Genomic DNA, 23,091 nt, shown 5'->3' with positions numbered 1-23,091 from the left:
TATGAATAAAATATATTATTATATTTACTTTATTATTTTTAATTTGTCATTACATTTTGTAACCTGTGCTCAAATAACAATAAAACAAAGTGATCAAATCATTAATGTCAATTCAGGAATTTGGATATTTGAGGATAAATTTGACACCGCAACCATAGAAAATATTTCAAATTTTACTTTCACTTCACAAACTCAACAAATACCAAATTTTGGATTCTCCAGTTCACAATTTTGGTTGAAAATTATTATCAAAAATACTTCCAAATCAGAGAGATTTTTAGTTGAAGTTTCAAATCCGGTTCTTGATGAAGTACAATTTTACAAAAAAACAGATGCTAAATCTCCTTATCAAGTAATTACTTATGGCGAAGCTTTTCCGTTTTACCAAAGAAAATTTGATGACCCTAACTATTTATTTGAATGCAACATACCAAAAGATAGCACTCGAACTTACTTTATTAAGATTAAAGGTTCAGAAGGAATTCAGGTACCATTACAAATTGGCGAATTTTCAATTATACAATCCAAAATTAGTCATCGAAATTTTCTTTCCGGAATTTATTGTGGCATCATGCTGGTTATGATTTTATATAATTTATTTGTTTACTTCTCGGTTCGTGATTCTAACTATATTTATTACGTCATTTATATTATTCTGGTATTACTAACGCAAACTAATTTACAAGGCTATACTTTAAAATATTTATGGCCCAATTCACATTCACTAGCAAAATACAGTTTATTTACATTGCCGAGCTTTGTTGGAATTGCCGCCTTAATATTTATGAATGTTTTTCTAAAAATTAAAAGTTTTAATAAAACATTATTCAATTTAACCTATCTGTTTTTAAGCATCTACCTAATATCTCTTATACTAGCTTACATAGATAAATATGAATTAAGTCAAAAAATCATGGAGCTAAATGCCATGGTTGTTTCCATTTACATGTTAATTGTTTCTATTTTGGTTGTAAAAAGTGGTTATCCGCCCGCTAAATACTTCTTATTCGGTTGGAGTATTTTTCTAATTGGAGTAATTGTGTTTGTTTTAAAAGATGTGGGTGTACTACCCTTCAACAATTTCACCAGATACACCATGCAGATTGGCTCAGGTATTGAAACAATTTTACTTTCTTTTGCCTTAGCGTCCAAAATAAATATTTATAAAAAAGAAAGTTTAGAGGCCGTGCAAGAAAAAGAAAAACTGGTGCGTGAACAAAACGTGTTGTTAGAAGAAAAAGTAACAGCAAGAACTCAAGAGTTAAATAATGCAATTGCTAATCTAAAACAAACCCAATCTCAATTGGTAAACGCCGAAAAAATGGCCTCACTCGGCCAACTAACAGCCGGAATTGCGCATGAAATAAATAATCCTATAAATTTTGTGAGCGCTAATATTAAACCGCTGAAACTTGACATTAAAGACGTATTAGAATTAATTAATAAATATGAATTAATACTAAAGGACTTACAGCAAGTTAATAAACAGGACATTGAAGCATTTAAGCAAAAAATAGATTTTGAATACGTTAAATCCGAAATTTTCACTTTGCTTAATGGTATTGAGGAAGGCGCGAAGAGAACCACTGAAATTGTGTCAGGGTTAAGGAATTTTTCAAGGCTTGATGAAATTGATATAAAAACCGTGAATATCAATGAGGGCATCAAATCTACCCTTACTTTACTCAATAGCTCAATACCAGACAACTTAAAAATTATTACCAATTACGGAAATATTCCGGCCATTGAATGTTTTCCCGGAAAATTAAATCAAGTTTTTATGAATTTAATTGCCAATTCGATTTTTGCGGTGAAAAAAAATACCAAAAACCAAACCAATTTTATTACAATTAACACAAGTTTGACTAACGATCAAGTTCTGTTTTCGATTGAAGATACAGGTATTGGGATGTCAGCTTCTACCATTTCAAAAGTTTTTGAACCCTTTTTTACTACTAAAGATGTGGGAGAAGGAACCGGTTTAGGCATGTCTATTGTATATTCTATTTTAAAAAGTCATGATGCTGAAATAAATATTCGTAGCTTTGAAGGAAAAGGAACAACCATCACAATATTATTTCATATAAAACTTAATATAAGTGAATAACGAAAAAATTAAAATACTATATATAGATGACGAACATCAAAATCTTGCTTCTTTTTATAGCTATTTTAGAAAGATGTATGAAGTTCACACAGCTTTAAACGGATACGATGCCTTAAAATTACTGGAAACAAAACATATAGAAATTCTTATCGCCGATCAAAGAATGCCGGGTATGACCGGAATTGAGTTTTTTGAAAAAACAAAAATTCTTTATCCGGATTCCATGCGATTATTAATTACCAGTTATATAGATATTGAAATTGTAATAGATGCTATTAATCAAGGGCAGATTAGCAAATACTTACATAAACCCTGGGATTGGGATAAGTTATCATTAGCCATAGAAAATTGCGTTAATATTTATAATTCAAAAAATGAAATTAAACTATTAAACTCGCAGTTATCCAAATCAAATGAAGAACTGAACAAATTTGTTTATTGTGTTTCACATGATTTACGTTCTCCCTTAACTTCCATACTTGGATTAGCACAAGTGGCCAAACTCAAACCTGAATGTAATGGGGCTTTACCGATTATAGAAATGATTGAAGGTCGAATACATCATTTGGACGATTTTATTAAAAATATATTGGATTAGTATCGAAATGCCAGGTCGGAAGTTACACTTGAGGAAATTAATTTGGATAAATTAATTCGTAAAATTGAACATTTACATGAGAATGAAATCAATCATATTAAAATTAATATCAATCAAAAACAAGAAACCGTATTTATTAGTGATGAATCAAGAATTGAAGTAATATTAAACAATCTTATTTCTAATGCAATTAAATACAGCGATCCCAATGAAAAGAACCCAACTGTAGACGTAGATATTGTTATAAATGAAAAACAAGTGGAAATTAAAGTTAAAGATAATGGTATAGGAATAAATCCGGCCTTTCTGAAGGATATTTTCAAACTATTCTTTAGGGCCAATGATAAAAGAAATGTAGAAGGAACAGGTATAGGTTTATATATTGTTAAAGAAACTATTGAAAAACTAAATGGTAAGATTTATGCGATTGCCAATTCAACTAAAGGCACCACTTTTGATGTTATAATACCGAATCATTCCCTAAGTTAAATCTATAAAATAAATTCCTACAATCTATCTACTCAATATACCTTAGTAATTTAGTAGAATCAAAATAACTGAAAGAATCATTAGTAATATTTTAATCTAAAGGTACACTTATTTTGAATGTTGTTCCTACGCCGGGGATACTATCAACCTCAATTTTTCCGCTTAAAGCCTCAATTTGTAACTTGGTCATATACAATCCTAATCCTTTACCTGTAGTACTCAAATCAAAACGTTTATAAAGGCCAAAAATTGAATTCTTGTGTTTTTCCAAATCAATCCCCCTCCCATTATCATTAATCTCAATGCATAAATTATAATCAATCATATTAAATTTTATATTTACTATTAGCTTTCTTTGCTCTTGTCTGTACTTGATTGCATTACTTAATAAATTATAAATAATACTTTGTAGGTAATTTTTATTTAAATAAACATTTTTTATTTCTGGATCGATTTCTAATTTTAAATCAAGGTTTTCTTTTGGCCAATTTCCTTGTAATGATATTTTAATTGAATTAAATAATAATTCTAAATCTAGTAATTCCTTTATTTGGCTTTTGGATTTTGTTGTGCTTAATATATTATTTAAATCAATTAATGTCTCATCCATATTATTTGCTGCGAGTTTTAAAAAGTTTAAAGACTTTTTCTTTGTTGCCATATCTACGTTATTCGAATTAATTAAATTGCATAAACCTTTAATATGTGCCACAGGTGCTCTTAAATTATGAGATACTATGTAATTAAACTGTAATAAAGAATTGTATTTGTTTTTTAAGTCTTCATTTAATATTTTATTATTATTCACTACCTCAGACTTTTCTAAAGCCAAAATAAAATGATTATTATACAATCTAATTCGTTCATAAATATCGTTTGAAATATTATCTATGTATGATAATATGATAATACCTAATATTTCATTACTACAAATAACAGGAGTAATGTACATTGAATTAATATTATATAATTTTAATACGGTCATGATATTAGGTAGTTTTAACCCAAAACAATCAGCATAAAAATCTGCAATATCCTCCGTCCTTTTTAAAAAAACACCTTCATTCGTATTTATAATTTTAACTAAATGATTATTTTCTCTCAAATTTGATTTTAAGGCAGCAAGTGAAAATCCGGTATGTTCCCTAAAACTTTGATTCAAGTCATTTTCTGAAATTTGAATTTCAACATTAATTTCATTTTTATGCCTTTGATAATTTAAATAACAAGTTAACTTAGAATTAAAAGCAGAATGATAAACATTCATATAATATTTGATTAATTCTGCTTTATTACAACCTTTCATTGATAAATTATTTAATTTATCTATTGTAAGTAAATCATCAATTGAGTTTAACAGATGTAATTGTGCCAGTTTATTTACAGTAATATCGGTGTGGCGAATTACCAATTTATGATTACTATTTGAAAGCAAAGTAACATTAATTTCAAACCACCTTATAGTTGATTTAGAATTACAGGGATATTCAGCGACATACTTTTTAATATTCTTTTTCAATACGGATAAGATTCCATTATATATCTCTAACGCCATTTTATCACCCAAATTGAAACTAGTTTTACACACTTCAAAATAATTTCTACCAATACCCGTATTTGCTAAATTAGGTTCGCCATTTTCCAATGAATATTTATTCCAAGAGTCATTTGTCATAATTATAAAACCTTCATTATCCAACACACAAATATTAGAGTCCAATGAATTGAGTATACCCAAATTAAATCTTTCTCTGTCTAACAGATTCACTAAATTGTTCTTTCTTTCAATTTCATTGGCACTTCTATCAGAAATAAGCATAAGTATCTTTACTTTGTTTTCAATTTGCTGCATGGGCTTGTCATCCATTAAAGTAATTATACCCTTTACTTCTTTTTTTTCATTAATAAGTCGAATACCCAAATAACTATATACATTTAACTTGGTTAAATCTTTATCCTCCGGAAAAATGCTTTGAACATTTTCATAGTACTTATATTCATTGCTTTTTAATACTTGTTCGCAAGGAGTACCAGGTAAGGAATAACTGTAGTCTACTAGTTCAGATTTATTATTACGGAATGATATAAAATTCATTGAATGACTTACTTGATTATAATTACCAAAAAAAACATATTTTACATTCAAATAATTCAATAAAAATTGAGATAGTTCGCTAAAATATCCATCACCTGTTTTAACCGAAACAATCTCATCAATGGTTGATAATAAATTATTATTAGTAACTTCGGATGTAAAATCGATTATTGTTGCGATATGAGACTCCAATTCACCGGCAGTATTATATGATAAAGGTGCTACAAACAATTTAACCCAAATTAGTTCACCATTTTTTGTTATATATCTTTTTTTTAACTCATATTGATTTATCTCCTTATTTTTTAATTTAGCTAAATTCAGAAGGTCATTTGGAAGGTCATCGGGAAAAGACACATCCAAAAAACTTTTGCTTAATAGCTCAAATTCAGTATAGCCTAAAATATCGAGGTATTTACGATTACACTTTAAATATTTACCGGTAATAGAATCATTGATAGAGATGCCAACAGGTGTTGTATCAAACAATTTAATAAGTAAATCATTACTTCGGTAAACTTGCTTTTGTATTAATCTATATTTGGTAACGTTATTTATATAAATTTGCAACAATCTCTCTCTTGTACTGCTTAAAACTTCACAAAATATTAATTCAAAATATTTAGTTCGCTGTTTTAGTTTAAATGATACCTCAATAGGTCGGTGTATCCTATTATTTATAAAAAAATCTTTGGTTATATCCAACAAAGTAATATTCCGTTCTATCTCAAAAGGCAAATCCACTTCGTTTATCATTTTACCTATATAATCTTTAGCGTTTATTCCCTTCAGAAAAACAGCTCTATTAATAGAAATGATGTAATTATCTTTATTAATTAATGCAATAAGAAAAGGAGCATTCTTATAAGCTTCATCCAAATTTATTTGCATGTTAAAAGGCAAGTATTCATTAACCTGATTTATCATATGTCAATTTAACTATTTAATAAAAATAAGTAATCCTTTAAATGGAATTAGATTATTTTGAGAAGTATTAGAAAATTATTTAGTTATTAACTTTATTATTTGATTAAAAATCCAAAAACGTTCCGAATCTAAAAAAAATCTTACATGTGATTATTTGTGGATTAATGATCGAATGAAATGAATCTTACTAGATATTTTAAATCTAATAGCTGAATTACTCTATTTAAACTTCGAATTAAAATAAATAAACGATAAAACTTCTATTTGCTTTTTGTGAGGTGTCAAATTCGGTCAATAATTACCGGAATCTATAAAATACTTACATCAAACTAAAATATACCGTTTATAATAAATGAGCATAAAATATATTAAATTTGGAGAACTGAAGAGTTATGATTGAATTAAAAAAAATTATAAATGATTTGGAAACGGATTTTTATCAAAATTTGAGAGAAAATCTTCATAAAAATAAGGCGAACAACTTCTTATTATTATTGGAATCCTATCGGACTGGTGAACATGACGATTCTTCAATTATGGAAAAATTACAAATTAATAAAAACTCATTTTATGTTTTAAAATCAAGGTTACACGATAAAATACAAATATCCATAACAGGCGAATCAGAACATGATAGTAATGCACTTTTAAATCAGATTGCTTTAATAAATGAAAAATGTTTCAATTCTCCACGATCTGTTGCCATTGCTTTTTTAACTAAACTGGCTGAGGATCTTCTCAATTTTGATATGCATGTAGAGCTTATTTATGTGTACTCTGCATTAAAAAAGTTACATCTTTATTCTGATAAATACTATTACTATTCGAGTTTACACAATAAACAAATTGCGTTAGGAATATCCGGTGCCAAATGTGAAGAAATACTGGGTGAATTTAATCGATATTTAGGGGAATACCATTTTACCCGATCTCAGGATAATTTAGAAAAATTAATCTTCCTTCAAAAAGAAATTGAAAATCAGGTAAAATTAAATCCTGCTAAAAAAATGCAATTAATTAAAAATATTATTGATGTTCAATTTAAATTATTTTGTAATCATACTGATAAACTTACTTCAGAATTGCTGGAAACCATTACTTCTTGCTATGATTTAATGAATCATATTCCTAAAAATTGTTTTTTACATGAAATCGATTATATCATAGATATTTTCAGTTTTGAATATTATTTCAGAAAAAAAGAAAACAGTAAAGCAACAGAGTATTTGGATAAAATAGAAATAGATAAAAACAGAATTTTATTAAGTAGTGCTATTAGTTTAACTTCACTACATTTGGAAAATCGATTTAAATATTTTCAATTGCATAAAGAATATGATAAATTAAATATTGAGCTTAATTCAAAGTTTTTAACAGACCCCTTCGATTCTTTTACAGAAATTAACCTAAAAATTTATAAGTCTCTAATTAATTTTGTTTTAGGAAATGCAAAAGAGGCTCATTTAATTATCCACGATATTTTAAATTTGAAGATTTTGAAAGATCACACTCACTTGATTATTGAGTTAAAACTATTAGATGTTTTTTATCAAATTGAATTGGAAGATTTTGAAATGGCCCTAAACATTATAAGTCAAATACAAAGAAAAATTAAAGCAGAAAAAGTAAATTATTCTCACGTAAACCATCTTATAAAAATATTTACAGGGTTCATTAATAACAAAAAAAGCAACAATCTTTCTAAGTTATTAGATGAATTTACTTTGTTTGAAGCTAGAAATTCAGGTAGGTATTCGGTTTTTAATTCATTATCATTTATTTTGAATACCAAATTAAAAGCACATGAAACTACGTAAAAAAATTAATTACAAACACAAACAAGTTATGCTTGTTGATGATAATGAATTAGATAATTTCATTAATGAAAAAATTATTGAATCTTCAGAATTTGCGGAAAAAATATATATTAATACCAGTAGTCAAAGCGCATTAGAATTTCTTAAAAATATCGACCTTATAGATCTTGAAAATACCAATGTTTTCCCTGATATTATTTTTATTGACTTAAATATGCCAATTATAGATGGATTTCAATTCATTGAAGCATTAAATGAGATTGAAAGTGATAGAGTAAAAAAATGCAGAAGAGTTATTCTTACCTCCTCGGTTCACCCTGAAGATCGATTAAAAGCAGAAAGTATATCCGGAGACATTCTGTTTATTAACAAACCACTAACTAAGGATATTTTGGCCACTATTTAATTTTAAAACCTGTTTAAAACAAAACTACGTCGATTGTGCTTAACTTCAGTTAATAATTCGTCATTTGTATATTCTGTGTTCGCCGCCTCCTCGTTCAAGTAATTAATCGTAACATAGTACTTTATTGAGCGAAGAATAGGATAACCCGTTTTATCACAAATTTGAGGCAGTAAATTTTCTAAATTCACATGGTCTTCGTAACTAATTTCGTTGTCTTTTGAATTAAAATTTTGAAAAGTTAAAAATCCGGCTTGAAAAACTAAAGTGATGTTATATGCAAATTGATTCGATTCAAAATTAAAGGCCGGAAGCGAATACTGATATTTTGATGAGTTAAAACTACCTACTTCTTTATACCAAATTAATTTTTCTTTGGTTAAACTATTAATTATATTCCGAGTTTGAAATGATGTATCCATCTTAAAAATAAACTTATTTAAGGGTCTTAAATTATTATACTTAATGGTCCACTGTGTTTGTCCCCCATGTTTTACATCAATAGTAACGTTAGCATAAATTTGTTGGGCCGAACATTCACTAAATAATAATATTAAAAGAAATATTAAAGTAATTAATACCAGGCTAAAAAGCGATTTTGTTTTCATAATCGGTCTTTTATAATTTACTCTTATTTAATCAATGGAATGAAAGTCTTTACCATGCTTCAGCATGTCATTTCTTACTTTATCATATTCCAAACAAAACTCAAATCCTGATATACCCTCGTAATACATGATTAATGCGGCCGGAAAATCAAGTACCATTTTATCTAATTTAGTGGCATCAGCTTCTTTTAACATACTTGTTTCAAATTGAAAAATATGTTTATTGTTAATCATTTCCGGTGTTTCAGTATCTATACTAATTAATTTAGTTACACATTGCTTTTGACTTATTTTAATCGTATAATACTTATTTTTATCTAACACAAAATGAAAACCTTTTGAATTTACGATTACGGAATCTATTTTTTCAGTATAGCAATATAATTCGACCAGGCAGTTTTTATTTTCTAATTCCTTTACATTAGAAATTAAACCGTTAATTGTAAGAGAAAAGACTTCATTCTTGGCTTTTTTCTTTTCATTCCCGTTGCCTGCGGTTGCAGGAATATTTATTAATAATAAGAACAAAAGAATAAGTCCTGCCTTGCAGAAACTATTCAATGATTTACTTTTCGTTTTCATATATTTTGACATTTGATTTTCTAAAACAAAGTAAAAGCGATTTATTCCAATTTCTATTTTTATTTCCTTTCGTTTTTATCATCTGTTAGAAATAATTGTATTTCGATAATCTAAATTTTAGGAGGGTTTTAAGATTTTTTGCCCTCAATGTTAATCATGTGAATTCCTAAAATTTAGATTTTAAGCTTAAGAACGATAAGATTTTTTAAAATCATCTTTTATCACACTTATAATAATGTAATTTGCCGGTGGAGATCAATTAAATCCAATTTATAGGATTTTTGCAGTAATACCGGTTCCGATTAGCAACATACATCCTTGTCCTTCATTCCACATTCCTTCTATATGGTTTAAATTGTTAAATAGGGATATTCCAGATCTGAAATTCCAAACCAACTGTTCTAAAATCCTTACATTCAAATCCACGCCTATACAAAGTTCATTGGTTTTAAGTTTATATTTCGTCCAATCTATATCTATTCCCCAACTTCCCCGTTCTTCTATTATTCTATTTTTATTACTCAGGTACAAACCATTGGTATACTGATAATATAAAAAAGCGTTTAAATAAAAGGTTTGATCTACGTATTCTCTTGAATGCTTTAAGGCATTATAATCTCCACCTGTAATATTAAACGAATACCCTAATCTTACTCCGCCTAATTTCATGTTTATTTGCTGAAATAATGGTCCGCTATAAATCGTATGGTACCCTCGTTGAAAATACAATTGCGGAGCAACTAATCCACCTAACAAATTACCGCTAATACTTAGATCTAAATTTCCTTTTAAAACAAACTCATTATATTGAACTCTATTAAAAGGTAAAATATCAATTTCTTGTTGTGCAACTGTATCTTCCGTAATAGATTTTAAGAAAGATTCTTCTACACTTAATCGATTTACTGACTTTGCACCTGAATAATGTATTTTATTAATTGGAATTAACCATTCGGTTTGGGCGTTTATAATATTGCTTACTAAAAAAATAGAAACAAATAACAAATAAAATAAAGCTTTTTTGAGAGTTAATGGTTTTATACTTTCTTTTAGGCTATAATAAATTCTATTCATACTGCGTTTTTTACTTTAATAAAGTACGCGTATTTTAAAATTTAATGCTTTTGTATTTTGGTGCTGTTATTTCATATGTAATATAATACCGAATTTACTTAAAATCGAATTCTAAAATATTTTAGTATATGTAAGATATTTAATTAATACGATTAGAAAACAGATAAAAGCTATCACACTAGCGACTAATACCCCTCCCGCACTGATATCCTTAATATTTTTGATTTGAATATTATCTTCGGATGATATAAAGTTGCATAAACGTTCTATTGCAGAATTAATTAATTCAGCAATCCAAACCAATCCAATGCATAAAATGAGTATTAACCACTCAAATTTGTTTATAGAAAAAAGTAAACCAGTAATAACAACTATAACCGTTGCCAATATATGAATCCAATACACTGATTCCATATTTATTGCAGTTATTAAACCATTAAACGCGTATTTGAATGCACGCAATCTTCTTACAATAAAACTCATTATTTATATTTATAATTAAACAATTGTTGGAATTCCTGCAAATCAGGTTTATATTTTCTCTTTCTTTTCGCTTCGTACTTATATAAGACTAAACTCAGGTCTTTCAAAAAAGGTAGTCCTAATTTTTCATATTCGTACTTACCCGAACCTATTACATTGCGTTCATTCACAAAAACAACCGCAGTTAATAAAAACTCAACCTTATTTTTCAAATCTATAATATAAGCACAGTCAATCAAAAAACCGTAGGCTCGTCCTACCACATTGATAACACGAACAGAATCTTCTTTTACTTTAGCAACCGCATTTCCATACATAAAGTACTTTTTAAACGAATCAAAATAAATTTCATTTGGATATTGTGGCATTTGGCTTTCGCGAGGATAAAGACCCATTTGTTGAATTAAAAATTGACGTTGTTCCACTTCTAATTTAAAATGATTTTGTTTTACGGAATCAGAGCTAAAAATTAAATCCTTTAAAATAGTATGCATATCCGTTATCGAAAAATAATTGTGTTGCTTAAAATCTTTAGGTTTATTTATTTTTTTTCTACCCACATCAAAGTAAGCAACGCCAACTTTGGCGCTAGCCAGAGGATGTGGAAGAGTGTGCGTAGGAAAAGCCAACGCTTGTTTATATAATGTATCCCCATTGTCATTCAATAGATAAACAGGGGGTGTGATTTTTGCTGTATCTCCACTGCAATTCGCGTTTAAACGGCTATTTAATCTTACTTTCTCGTATCCGGCTTTAGCCAAACTTTGATGCAGATAATCAAAACCTACAAATTCATACAAGCGAGTAAAAGCAGAGTTATCGCTTACCAATAACATCTGTTTGATATAATTTTCGATACTTGGTTTAATGGCTTTTGCCGAGGTATCCATTTTAGTTTTCTCCTGGCAATAAAAGGCGCTGTCTGCAATTAAAATTGAACTACGGGGAATTTTATTTAATTCATTTAACTTTTGGAGGGAAAGTATACTCATGGGTAGTTTAACCGTGCTGGCCGGATAAAAATAATTTTCATTGATTTGATACGCATGATTCACAAAGGAAGGCTTGTTATTTTCATTTCTATTTATTTGAGTGAATAGTATTTGTGTTTTAAACTTTTTTGGATTGCTGATAATTGGATTATTAAATAAGGAATCAGCTTTAAACAAGGAATCTAATAAAGTAGCGTTTTGCGAGAAGAAAGAAAGCGAAAAAAAACAAAAGAGCATGGAGGTTAACTTCACCTTACTCATTACTAACCGATATTTTTTCTTCGTTTTTATTTTTCGAACCTTTTGTAATATAATAAATCAAAGCACCAATCAATACAGTTGATAATCCATATAGTGATTCTTCGGGTTTATTAATCATAATATTAATTAATATCCAAAGTAGGATAAACAAAAATAGTAACGGAGTAACGGGATAAAGAAATGTTTTATAACTTCTTTCCACACCTTTTTGCTTATATCTTAGAATAAAGATACCCATTACCGTTAAAAAAGTAAACAAATTCAAAGTAAATCCCACATAAGTAATTAACGACTCAAAACTAGAGGTAACAACCAAAACAATTGAAATGATTGACTGAATAATGATTGCGATATAAGGCACATTATTTTTATTTACTTTTGAAAAAAAACGTAAACCATTTAAATCATTTCCCATACTTTGCATAACACGTGGTCCGGCAAATATCATCGCACTAATGGTTGATACCAATAATAAAGCAATGACCAGACTCATAAATTTACCTGTAGAAACTCCAAAAATATTGTTTGCGCTAAGAAATCCAACCTCAACCACACCTTTTAATTCATCAATAGGAACAGAGTATAAAAAAACGTAATTCAACAAGGTGTATATAATCATTACAATAAAAGTACCTACAATTAAAGATTTTGGTAAATTCTTTTTTACATTTTTTATTTCCCCGGAAATGTATGTGGCCGCATTCCATCCACTATAAGCATAGGTAACAAAAATAAGGGAACCTGCAAATGAAGCTGAAAAAATATCACTCCAAGCAGAAGAGTTTACGCTAAAATCGGTAGTATGTTGGGGCGAATGAAATAAACCAAAGCCAATAAACATAGTTATACAAACTATTTTAGCCAAAGTAAATATTCGCTGGAATAATCCACCTGCTTTTGTATTAATAGCATGAATACTTGTAATAATAATAATAACTGAAATAGCTAATATCACTGTATTTATTGAAGGATATAACTTTGAAATATAACCGGCCAATGCCATAGCAGCAGCAGCAATTGGAGCCGCAAATCCAACTGTTACACTTACCCATCCACTGGTAAATCCAACTAAAGGATGATACAACTTGGATAAATAATTATACTCGCCACCGCTTTGCGGAAAGGCTACGCCAATTTCACCATACGTTAAAGCACCGCATAAAGCCAAAACTCCACCAACAATCCACAGCATTAGTAAAGCAAAACCATTTTGTATACCCATTACTTGAAAGCCAATACTGGTAAACACGCCGGTGCCTATCATATTTGCAATAACTACAGAAACTGCGGTATTGAATCCGATTTTGTGAGAAGACATTAATCGAATGATTGAGAAGTTTTATTGGTTTGCTCTATCAATTCCTGATATTGCTGCGGAGAAAGATCATTATAATAAAAATTAATAGGATTTACTTTTTCGCCATTACGAATAACTTCATAATGCACATGTGGCGCAGTGCTTAAACCGGTACTGCCCACGTATCCTATCAACTCTCCTCTTAAAACTTTTTGCCCTACTCTTGCTTTAATTTTACTCATGTGCGCATATAAAGTTTGGTAACCAAATCCATGATTGATAACCACATGATTTCCGTAACCCTGTGCCAAATTATCCGCAGTTTCTATCACTCCATCACCGGTGGCGTAAATGGGTGTACCTTGTAGTGCAGTCATGTCCATTCCGGGATGAAACTCCTGTGTTTTATAAATTGGATGTGTTCTCCACCCAAAACCACTGGTTATGGCATGCAACAAATCTTTTTGATTAATTGGCATGATGGCAGGTATAGAGGCTACTAATTTTTCCTTATTCTTCGCCATTTTAACAACTTCATCAAAGGATTTACTTTGTATATATAATCTTTTGGTGAGTTTATCTATTCGTTCGGTAGTAGAAGTTAATAGATCGGCATTCTCGTAACTTTCAAACACGCTGTATTTATCAGATCCACCCGTACCCCCATAACGAATGGTGTTAGGAACAGGTTCTGCTTCAAAAATTCTTCTGTAAATATTATCATCCCGTTCTTCTAAATCTTTCAAAACATCTTCCGCCATTCTTACTTTGTTGGCCAATAACTCATATTGTAATTTCAAAGCATCTATTTCTCGATTTTGTTTTTTTTCGTACGGCGATGGTAAAAATTTGCGGGACAAAATAATGGTGATGGTAGCAAACACAATCCCTGTGGCCAAGTATGAAATAATTCGCAAAAACAAATCCTTGAAAGAAAGGCTTGCTTTTTCGTAGGTTAAAGATTTGGTGTTGAATCTATACTTTACTTTGCTCATTTTAGCTTCATAGTAAAGATACGGATAAATGAGATTTAGAAAAATTAAAAAAGTTAAACAATTATTTACGCACCTCAAAAGTGGAATAACCAATAAGCTCTCCTTCTTCCGCAGCAACTTCGGTAACTTTGGCTAAACGAGGGCCCACATAGCACCATTCAATAAATTTATTAATGTTATGTTCTTCCCCTTCAATTTCAGTGTATACAGAAAAATCGTAATTATTCTTTACAAAACCGGTTAGATCATATTCGTGGGCCTTAGCCTGCGCATTAAAACGATAAGATACACCTTGTACTAAACCTCGAATAGTTATTTTGTAATGGCGCCGCAAAAATCAGACAATTGACACAAAATTATTGTGTTTTATTGATGATATTAATTTTTGATTCGCCAATAACACGGAAGGCAGTTCTTCTGTTTTTCTGATGAGCGAGTTCAAACTCTTCACTTTTCGGAACCATTTTATTAATATCCGCTTCCGGAATTATAGGTTTAGTTTCGCCATAACCTTGCGCATGAATTTTATCTTTAGCAATGCCTTTGCTAATCATGTAATCCACACAACTTTGTGCACGGGCTTGAGATAAACGCATATTATATGCATCATTACCTCGCGCATCGGTATGCGAACTAAGTTCGATTTGTAAATTGTCGTTAATTTTGAGGAGATCAATGATTTTATCCAGCACTTCGAGTGATTTCGGACGCAATGTAGCTTTATCAAAATCGTATTCAACACCTTCAATTTCAATATCACCCTCAGGAATTTTCCCTAAAAAGAAATCGCGAGTAAATAATTCAGATTCAGTTTTTCCTTTAGTAGAAACCTCATCCGCTCTACCAAAATAACCGGTTTTTTGTGCTTTTAAAAAGTATTCCATGTGCGGCTTTAATGGAGTTGAATAAAAACCGGTTTCATCCGTTACACAATAGAATGGTTCATCACCACCGTGTACATCAATCACAGTAACTAAAGCGGTTGGAATAGGATTGTTTGTTGCTTCATCATATACGAAGCCTTCCAAATTAAATACTAAAGGATCATTTACGTATTCATAAATATCATAACAATGACCACCCGGACAATCTTCTCTATCACTAGCAAAGAAACCTTTGTTACCTAACTTATCACAAATAAAATAAGCATCGTCTTTACTTGAGTTTACCGGCCCGTTTAAGTTTGTAGGCGTCGCATACGATGAATCATCTACGTTTAAAGAAGTTTTATGCACATCTAATCCACCCAAACCTACATAACCATCTGTACTGTAATATAAGGTGTTGCTAATGGAATGGAAAAAGGGAGTTACATCGTCACCGGATGTATTTACCGGCGCACCTAAATTTGTTGCCTCACCAATATATCCTTCTTTGGTAATATTAGCTTGCCAAATATCAAAACCACCTAAACCACCCGGCCGGTTGGAAGAGAAAAATAATTTTTGTCCATCCGGAGTTACATACGGTTGTTGGGATTTATAACCCGGAACATTAATATTGGTACCCAGTTTCATGGCTTCATAAAACTTTCCGTCTAAAGTTCTGGCCATATAAATGAAAGATTCGTTCCGATTATTATCACTCCAACGAGTAAAGAGCATTACTTCCTCCGGAGTAAAAACTCCGGCTCCTTCATGTAAAGAGGTATTCACCGGACGGCCAAAATTTACGGGACGCTGCCAAATGGTATCATCCAAAGTTGAATAATACAAGTCACAATAGTACTTTGAGTCTTGCTTTTCAGGGTCAGTTACCACTCCACCTCTACGTGCACTCGTAAAAATCATTTTATTATCACTTAAATAATATTGCGGTGCAAATGCACTAGTTCCTCTATTAAAAACCAAAGAATCCATTTTACGCACTTTCATTCTTCTTCTTGGCGCCATAGAATCTAAAGCAAAGAAACAAGCAGATTGTTTTTTAGTCGCCAATTTTAATAAAGAATCCGTACCTACTTGTTCAACGGCGTAACCATCAAAAGTAGTCATAGCTTCTTGATATCTTTTTAAAGCCATTAATGATAAGCCATAATAATAAGGCGCATCAGGATAAACCTTTTGATCAATACATTTTTTATACGCATCAACAGCATGCGGGTAATCAAAATTTAAACGATAACTAGTTGCCAAACGATAAAGTATAAAATCATACTTACTAGTACCTGCCATAACATCTTTGGTAGCATTAATACTGTCTTTTTTATGCGTAACTTTTAATTCAGGCACTTTAAAAAGTGATTTCATTTTTAAATTTACCAATTGAGCTTCATAAGGAATTACATAATTCCTCAACACAGTTGTATCGTCTAATACTTTTTCGTAATAAACTGCAGCGGTAGCATAATCATGTTTTTCGTATGCGTTATCTGCAATTTCAATCCAAACTTTTTTAGATTGAGCAAATGAGTTACTAAGCCAAACTAAGGCGAAGAATAGAAGGAAAAATCTTTTACTGAACATAATTTTTATCAAAGTCTAGGGCAATTCTTAATATCTTGATTTTTTGCTTTTCGTCCAAGCCAGGTGAATGAAATCTCATAAGCACCTCTGCTTTTGGAAGTATTACGTAAACTGGATGTATTAAAATCATAACCAAGTTTTACGATATAATTATCTTTTCTAAAGCCAACATTAAATATATTGGCATCGCTTGCTCTAAAAATGTACCCTGCCAAGGCATAAAATTTTTCGCCCTTAAAATAATAACCGGCATCTAATGCGTAGGTCTGTTGCAAAATATTCTTTTGCTGATAGATTAAAACCTTAGGGATTGCATAAAACAACTCACTGATGTTGATTCTGACACCGGCATGTGTATACATTCTAATTGGCAATTTATTATTATAGCCGGTAAATGACTCCTTAGGTTGTGTTAAGTTAAATGCGCTAAAACCTAAAAACGGATTTATTCTGGATTGCTGTTTCGCATAATAATAAAGAAAGCCGGCATTCACTGCAGCTTGAAAAGCCGTTTGTCCTGAAAAGTTTTCATTATTATTTAATCCTTTATCGAACGAGCCACCCGAAACTGTACTCCACTGATTATCAAAAGTGAAAATCTGGTATTCAATTCTCTTTTGAGTAAAACCGGCTTGCAATCCTAAAGATAAATTATGATATCGATTTTTATCAATAGGAACTGCATAAGCAGCAGAAGTTAGAAATTGTAAAACGTTGTAATTTCCAAAACCCGCACGCATATTTGAAATTTGTCCACCAAAACCCCATTTTTTATAAGGCATATCAAAACTAATTAATGCCGTAGTAAAAGGTTTAAAGGCAATAGCATTCCATTGATTACGGTATTGCGCATGAGCTCGCATTTTTCCATCTACCAATCCGGCCATTGCCGGATTTAAAAACAATGGGGCGGCATCATATAAACTTAAATGGAAATCCTGTGCCTTTATTAAAGACTGTACTCCAATAAGAAATAATACAATTAGTTTTTTTATTTTATTCATATTCAATTTTGTTACCTCATTAACGTTACGTCACCATTCTTTTTCACTTGCCTATTATTATACATCTCAACATCTAATGTCCAAACGTAAACACCAAGTGGCTGTTCTTTTCCATTTTTCTTACCATCCCATCCAACATTTTGATCTGTTGTCTCGAATAATAATTCACCCCAGTTATTATACACTCTGAAGAGTATTTTATTAAACGGACCTCCTTTTACAAATAATAAATCATTGTTATTATCTCCGTTCGGAGTAAAGGCCGTTGGAACCTGTGGCAATAAAGTAATTTCAATAGCATGACTAACGGTATCCGTACAACCGTTATTATCAGTTACAGTTAATAATATGGTGAATGTACCCGCATTAGGATAACTATGTGAAGGCGCATTTCCCGTACCTGTAGTTTCATCTCCGAATTGCCAGAACCATGAATTGATATTGGCAGAAGGCGTTGAGAAATCCGAGAAATATATTGGCTCCTGAGCAACTGCCGGATTATTTGTCATGGCAAACTCAGCCTGAGGTTGAGGAGCAATATTTAAAGTTTGATTGGATGTATGCAAACATCCAATGTTAGTTGAAACCGTTAACGCAGCAAAATACAATCCGGGATTTAAATAAATATGAGGAACTGTTGTAGTTGGAATACCAGTTACAGAAGGAGTTGGTGGTGTATCCCCAAATTGCCAGGTCCATGAATTGATAAATCCGCCGCCCGGTAAGCTTTGAGACAAATCTTGGAATACAGCTTCAGTTCCTGCACATGCATTGTTAACCGTAAAATCAGAAATTGGTAACGGAGCAATAGAAACTCTTTTAGTAATGGTATCAAAGCAGTTATTATTTCCTGTTACCGTTAACGTAATTAAATAAGAGCCGGAATTGGTAAATGTATGAATTGGAGTATTTGCAATGGAAACACCTGTTCCATCTCCAAAGTTCCAAGTTGGATTAAGCGTTGAAGATCCATTGGCTAATGATGTGTTGGTAAATGTTATCCCTGCATCAACACATCGCCCCAAGGTAGGATATGCAAAGTTTGCATCCGGCGAAGAAATAACCGTTACCGTAAATGATTTGGAAGTATTTCCACAGAAAACATCGTCGGAATGCAGTGTCATAATTATCGTTCCCGCGCTAATATCACTTGGCGATGGAGTGTACTGACAATTGAATAAAGAGTTTGTAGGTGTAAATACTCCGCCACCCGGACTTGCTGTCCAATAACCACTGCTGATGGCCGCAACAATTGTTCCGGACAAGATTATATTTGCATTTTCACAAACGGTGGTATTCGATGGAACCGTTATAATTGGATCACTTACTATATGAATCAATAATGTATCCATATTAGTAGGACAGGTTCCTGCATCTGAATGTAAAACCATAGTAAGAGTTCCGGCCGCCGGATCGCTAGGTCCAACTAAATAAGTTGCCTGTGGAACAGCATTTGGAGGAGGGAAAGCACCACTTCCATTAACGGTTGTCCAAGACCCCGTAGTTGCAGCGCCTGAAATATTTCCATTTAAAGTTATTAATGTACTGCTTGCACAAACAGAAAAATCAGTTCCTGCATTTACATTTGGTTTTGGAATAATACTCACCACCATTGTTTTAGTTTCTGCTGCACATCCCGTAGAAGGATGTGGTATTGAGGTTAAACTAAAAACAATACTTGTTAATGAAAGATCACCAACACTTAGCGCATAAGTTGCTGTTGGAGTTGAATTATTCGGGAAGAATAAACCAGTTCCTGTACTATTCCAAATTCCGGTAGTATAACCTGTAATACTCCCGTTGAGTTGTAAAGAAGAGGAGTTTGTACAAACTAATGTATTCGCACCCGGATTAACGAATGGAGGGTCAATAAATCCAACGGTCATAGATACCATTGCAGAAGTACAACCAACTGTACTCGAACCAACAAGGTTTAATGTAATAGTGCCTGCCGCCAAATCTCCAGGCCCCGGTGTATAAGTTGTATTGGCTCCTGGAATTCCAAACACACCATCCACTCCTCCTGTCCATGAACCAACGCCATAACTAACTGTACCGGTCAGGGATATCGGTGTTATATTATTTTTACACATTGGAGCAACGGTTGAAGTAATTTGAGGTATTGGCAAACGATGCACTTTTATTTTTGTTATTGCCATTACAGAATCTCCTTTACAATTTTTGTCGGAAATAAGTCTAAATCTCAATGTATCAATTGTTGCATCGCCAGGGGCTAACGTATAAATCACAGAAGAACCGTAACTAGGACTTAAGGTACCATTTCCGGCTACAACAGTCCAATATCCATTAGTTACACCGCCGGTGATAGAGCCGGTAAGTGCTATGGTAGGAGTAGCTCCAAAACATATTGGATTTATAGTAGGAGTATTAATTAGTGTTTTGCGAAAGAATAAGGACATGTAATGATACATACAGCCGGTACTACCACCACCGTTATAAACTCCTAAAGAAAAAACTGTATTAGTAGTAGTGTTATTTGATAATAAATTAGAATTAGTATTAGTACTTACCGCTATTTCTAACGGGGTATAAGATCTTTGTGCAGCGCTGTATAAACCACCGGTACCGGGAACAATTGTAAAATCACCACCGGTTAATAAAGCCGGATTTGCATTAAGTGTAAAGTTATTGACTATGGATGATAAACACAGTACATTTAAGAAATAGGTTTGCGTATTATTTCTACTAAATTTAATATTGTTTGAACCCCCACAATCCATTGGAGGTAATAATGCTTCACCTAACTCACAACCAAACCCTGTCATGTGTAATACATAAATATTTTTATTGGCAAGTACATAGCAAACTGTATTTTGCGGTACTGCGAAATAATAAGTATCGCCCTGATTCAACATTACTGGGGCCTGTGGTGTACCATTATTTATATTAATCTGTGTGAAATTTTCTGTTGCTACAATATAGGCTCCTTCAAATTCGCCTACATTCATTCGCCCACCGATTAAAATATACTCTCTTCCAACAATATCTACTGGCACAATTTGATCGCCCATTAAATCATAACATCCAGTAACACCTCTTACGGAATCATCTGCCACTGTAACAGCAATTGGCTGGCTTGATGTTACAATAGAGCCGGATAAATTATTGCCTGCAACATTTGTTGTTTGCACTGCATTTTCGACGGTAAAAGCGTCACCCGGATTAGGAAGAAAAACGCTATATGTGATATTCGCAGGATGACCGATAACCGGACACCTTGGTGTTATCCATACGGTAGTATTAGCAACCGTAGCAACAATATTTATTTGCTGTTTGGGTTGCATTACACCAGGAGGTGTATTAGCTAAATTTCCTAAAGGTTGATTAAATCTTGTTGTTTGAAACGGGCAAACGAACTCTGTTCCCAAGCCATTTTGTCCCTTAAGAGAAAATGTTTCAGGATTCAAAGGATTTGACCCAAAGGTCATTTGAGCGGTACCTCTTGAAACCACGTCATAAACTGCGGTAATTGTATTATTAGCTGATATTTTTAAACCGTAAGGTACAACCGAATTAGTTGGACGGCATTCCAATGAGTCGTAACCAATATTTGTAGTTGTTGCTAATTTATCTCTCCAAAAAGTGTAAGCAAAGAAACCAGAAGCTGGTAATGTTACAGTGGTGTCATATTGATTTGGTGCAATTGCCGCCGGTTGCCAAATACGAACTGTAGTACCGGGGTCACCGGCCACATACAATCTTACCGGATCTCTGAACGAGTGATCAGGAGTTACCCAAGGTGCTGCAAACCAAAAGAGCGTATCAACTTGAGCTACAGTTTTTGTAAAACTCAAAAGACTGATAAAAATAATGGCGAGAATTTTTACTTTCTTAATCATTTTTTGGTTCCTCCTCTTTCTTTTTATTTTTTAAATTAGATTTCATACTGTTGTCAATGTTATTAAATTCGCTTTCATCCGCATCCATCACTTTTTCGCTGGCAGTTTTTCGTTTTTTACCTAATTTGGTATAGGTAAGAATAATTTCATGTGAACCTGATGAATACTGATTAAGTGCAGTTAATGCATAATCATAACTATAAGCCAATGTAAATTGTTTGCTAATGGTTGCGCCTACTAAAACACAAGCAGATGCTGATTTCCATTTTTTATCGAAATTTTTCCAAACTCGACCGGAGAATCCTAACCAATACATTTCCTTATATAAGCCTCTTAATCCTAATTCCATCATATAAGGAGAAGGATTATTAAAACGAGCCAAGAAAGTTGGTTGAAGCATCCATTCTTTTTTCTTTTTATCCAAAATCTGATTAAATCCAGTCATAACATAAAAATGCGGGCTTAATCTTCCTTCTTTTTCGAACCAATGAATTTTACCATTTACCATTTGGGCTGAACTCAATCCAAAAAAGAATTTCTTACTGTAAAAATACAAGCCTGAATTGGCATCAAAAGCATTCGCATTTAATATGTCATTTTTTAAAAATTCATCATCTTTATCAAACGGAATTGCGTCATAAACTTTTACATTATATTGCACCCCTCCTAAAGCCAAGCCAAATCCTAAACTATATTTCTTGTTTAGCTTAACATGATAAGAATAAGAACCATAAAAATTAGTTCTTTGAACCAATCCCGTTTTATCTGAATAAACCATTCCACCCACTGCCATGTTCGGTTTTTTCTTAAAGGTTCCGTATCCACTAACAGCAATCGTTTTAGGAGCACCGGTAAAGCCGGTCCATTGATTACGGTAATTCGCATTAAACTCCATACCTGTATTTGTTCCTGCAAAAGCCGGATTATACATATACCTATGCAAAACAAAGTTGGTTAACAGAGTTTGTTGTTGTCCTATTAAATTACTTCCAATTAAAAAGGACAAAAATATGATGGTTAAAATCTTTTTCATG

18 protein-coding genes are annotated in these 23,091 nt (G+C 31.8%); 5 read left to right on the top strand and 13 right to left on the bottom strand.

What is annotated here, in order from left to right; translation table 11 throughout:
• Position 1 precedes the first annotated feature (1 nt).
• Genes IPM51_04790 through IPM51_04780 form a run of 3 tightly spaced genes read left to right on the top strand, consistent with a single transcriptional unit; the run spans position 2 to position 3,194 of the window.
• The gene (locus tag IPM51_04790; GenBank protein MBK9283619.1) at positions 2–2,107 is read left to right on the top strand and encodes a sensor histidine kinase; all 2,106 of its coding nucleotides are present in this window, start codon (positions 2–4) and stop codon (positions 2,105–2,107) included.
• Positions 2,100–2,705, top strand: coding sequence for a response regulator (locus IPM51_04785; GenBank protein MBK9283618.1), 606 nt, complete (start codon positions 2,100–2,102; stop codon positions 2,703–2,705). The genes IPM51_04790 and IPM51_04785 overlap by 8 nt, the downstream gene beginning before the upstream one ends.
• Before the next feature lie 42 nt (positions 2,706–2,747).
• On the top strand, positions 2,748–3,194 hold the full coding sequence (locus IPM51_04780) for a sensor histidine kinase (GenBank protein ID MBK9283617.1): 447 nt from the start codon (positions 2,748–2,750) through the stop codon (positions 3,192–3,194).
• Between the two features lie 91 nt (positions 3,195–3,285).
• On the opposite strand, the gene IPM51_04775 is transcribed toward IPM51_04780, so the two are convergent.
• Entirely contained in the window at positions 3,286–6,216 is a 2,931-nt protein-coding gene (locus IPM51_04775; protein ID MBK9283616.1) for a PAS domain S-box protein, read from the bottom strand.
• 392 nt (positions 6,217–6,608) lie between these two features.
• Here IPM51_04775 and IPM51_04770 point away from each other — a divergent pair, with 392 nt between their 5' ends.
• Entirely contained in the window at positions 6,609–8,033 is a 1,425-nt protein-coding gene (locus tag IPM51_04770; protein ID MBK9283615.1) for a hypothetical protein, read from the top strand.
• The gene (locus IPM51_04765; GenBank protein MBK9283614.1) at positions 8,020–8,439 is read left to right on the top strand and encodes a response regulator; all 420 of its coding nucleotides are present in this window, start codon (positions 8,020–8,022) and stop codon (positions 8,437–8,439) included. Before IPM51_04770 ends, IPM51_04765 begins: the two co-directional genes overlap by 14 nt.
• Positions 8,440–8,441: 2 nt before the next feature.
• On the opposite strand, the gene IPM51_04760 is transcribed toward IPM51_04765, so the two are convergent.
• From IPM51_04760 to IPM51_04705, 12 genes are all read right to left on the bottom strand, one after another.
• Positions 8,442–9,044, bottom strand: coding sequence for a hypothetical protein (locus IPM51_04760; protein MBK9283613.1), 603 nt, complete (start codon positions 9,042–9,044; stop codon positions 8,442–8,444).
• Positions 9,045–9,071: 27 nt separating this feature from the next.
• On the bottom strand, positions 9,072–9,626 hold the full coding sequence (locus IPM51_04755; GenBank protein ID MBK9283612.1) for a hypothetical protein: 555 nt from the start codon (positions 9,624–9,626) through the stop codon (positions 9,072–9,074).
• A 270-nt stretch (positions 9,627–9,896) separates the two neighbouring features.
• On the bottom strand, positions 9,897–10,700 hold the full coding sequence (locus IPM51_04750) for a hypothetical protein (GenBank protein MBK9283611.1): 804 nt from the start codon (positions 10,698–10,700) through the stop codon (positions 9,897–9,899).
• A 111-nt stretch (positions 10,701–10,811) separates the two neighbouring features.
• A complete protein-coding gene (locus IPM51_04745) occupies positions 10,812–11,183 on the bottom strand; it encodes a diacylglycerol kinase family protein (protein ID MBK9283610.1) in 372 nt (123 codons plus the stop codon).
• The gene (locus IPM51_04740; protein ID MBK9283609.1) at positions 11,183–12,436 is read right to left on the bottom strand and encodes a serine hydrolase; all 1,254 of its coding nucleotides are present in this window, start codon (positions 12,434–12,436) and stop codon (positions 11,183–11,185) included. Before IPM51_04740 ends, IPM51_04745 begins: the two co-directional genes overlap by 1 nt.
• A complete protein-coding gene (locus IPM51_04735) occupies positions 12,429–13,754 on the bottom strand; it encodes an amino acid permease (GenBank protein MBK9283608.1) in 1,326 nt (441 codons plus the stop codon). The genes IPM51_04740 and IPM51_04735 overlap by 8 nt, the downstream gene beginning before the upstream one ends.
• The gene (locus tag IPM51_04730) at positions 13,754–14,728 is read right to left on the bottom strand and encodes a M23 family metallopeptidase (protein MBK9283607.1); all 975 of its coding nucleotides are present in this window, start codon (positions 14,726–14,728) and stop codon (positions 13,754–13,756) included. Before IPM51_04730 ends, IPM51_04735 begins: the two co-directional genes overlap by 1 nt.
• A gap of 61 nt (positions 14,729–14,789) precedes the next feature.
• Positions 14,790–15,062 (bottom strand): acylphosphatase, encoded by a 273-nt coding sequence (locus IPM51_04725; GenBank protein ID MBK9283606.1) that lies wholly within the window; start codon positions 15,060–15,062, stop codon positions 14,790–14,792.
• A gap of 22 nt (positions 15,063–15,084) precedes the next feature.
• Positions 15,085–17,193 carry an OmpA family protein gene (locus IPM51_04720; protein ID MBK9283605.1) on the bottom strand — a complete coding sequence of 703 codons (2,109 nt, stop codon included), beginning with the start codon at positions 17,191–17,193 and terminating at the stop codon, positions 15,085–15,087.
• Positions 17,194–17,201: 8 nt separating this feature from the next.
• Positions 17,202–18,197 (bottom strand): PorP/SprF family type IX secretion system membrane protein, encoded by a 996-nt coding sequence (locus IPM51_04715; GenBank protein ID MBK9283604.1) that lies wholly within the window; start codon positions 18,195–18,197, stop codon positions 17,202–17,204.
• An 11-nt stretch (positions 18,198–18,208) separates the two neighbouring features.
• Positions 18,209–22,057: a PKD domain-containing protein gene (locus IPM51_04710; protein MBK9283603.1), complete on the bottom strand. Its 3,849-nt coding sequence runs from the start codon at positions 22,055–22,057 to the stop codon at positions 18,209–18,211.
• Complete coding sequence (locus tag IPM51_04705; GenBank protein MBK9283602.1) at positions 22,050–23,090, bottom strand: PorP/SprF family type IX secretion system membrane protein; 1,041 nt, start codon at positions 23,088–23,090, stop codon at positions 22,050–22,052. The genes IPM51_04710 and IPM51_04705 overlap by 8 nt, the downstream gene beginning before the upstream one ends.
• Between the last annotated feature and the right edge of the window lies 1 nt (position 23,091).

It is taken from the genome of Sphingobacteriaceae bacterium (genome assembly GCA_016715905.1).
In the GTDB taxonomy this organism is placed as follows: domain Bacteria; phylum Bacteroidota; class Bacteroidia; order B-17B0; family Aurantibacillaceae; genus Aurantibacillus.
This window is presented reverse-complemented; position numbering and strand designations above follow the sequence as displayed.

What these genes read in the sequence shown, in the direction of transcription:
- IPM51_04790 (MBK9283619.1), top strand. Translation starts at nt 2, where the DNA reads ATGAATAAAATATATTATTATATTTACTTTATTATTTTTAATTTGTCA.
- IPM51_04775 (MBK9283616.1), bottom strand. Translation starts at nt 6,216, where the DNA reads ATGATAAATCAGGTTAATGAATACTTGCCTTTTAACATGCAAATAAAT.
- IPM51_04770 (MBK9283615.1), top strand. Translation starts at nt 6,609, where the DNA reads ATGATTGAATTAAAAAAAATTATAAATGATTTGGAAACGGATTTTTAT.
- IPM51_04765 (MBK9283614.1), top strand. Translation starts at nt 8,020, where the DNA reads ATGAAACTACGTAAAAAAATTAATTACAAACACAAACAAGTTATGCTT.
- IPM51_04760 (MBK9283613.1), bottom strand. Translation starts at nt 9,044, where the DNA reads ATGAAAACAAAATCGCTTTTTAGCCTGGTATTAATTACTTTAATATTT.
- IPM51_04755 (MBK9283612.1), bottom strand. Translation starts at nt 9,626, where the DNA reads ATGAAAACGAAAAGTAAATCATTGAATAGTTTCTGCAAGGCAGGACTT.
- IPM51_04750 (MBK9283611.1), bottom strand. Translation starts at nt 10,700, where the DNA reads ATGAATAGAATTTATTATAGCCTAAAAGAAAGTATAAAACCATTAACT.
- IPM51_04745 (MBK9283610.1), bottom strand. Translation starts at nt 11,183, where the DNA reads ATGAGTTTTATTGTAAGAAGATTGCGTGCATTCAAATACGCGTTTAAT.
- IPM51_04740 (MBK9283609.1), bottom strand. Translation starts at nt 12,436, where the DNA reads ATGAGTAAGGTGAAGTTAACCTCCATGCTCTTTTGTTTTTTTTCGCTT.
- IPM51_04735 (MBK9283608.1), bottom strand. Translation starts at nt 13,754, where the DNA reads ATGTCTTCTCACAAAATCGGATTCAATACCGCAGTTTCTGTAGTTATT.
- IPM51_04730 (MBK9283607.1), bottom strand. Translation starts at nt 14,728, where the DNA reads ATGAGCAAAGTAAAGTATAGATTCAACACCAAATCTTTAACCTACGAA.
- IPM51_04720 (MBK9283605.1), bottom strand. Translation starts at nt 17,193, where the DNA reads ATGTTCAGTAAAAGATTTTTCCTTCTATTCTTCGCCTTAGTTTGGCTT.
- IPM51_04715 (MBK9283604.1), bottom strand. Translation starts at nt 18,197, where the DNA reads ATGAATAAAATAAAAAAACTAATTGTATTATTTCTTATTGGAGTACAG.
- IPM51_04710 (MBK9283603.1), bottom strand. Translation starts at nt 22,057, where the DNA reads ATGATTAAGAAAGTAAAAATTCTCGCCATTATTTTTATCAGTCTTTTG.
- IPM51_04705 (MBK9283602.1), bottom strand. Translation starts at nt 23,090, where the DNA reads ATGAAAAAGATTTTAACCATCATATTTTTGTCCTTTTTAATTGGAAGT.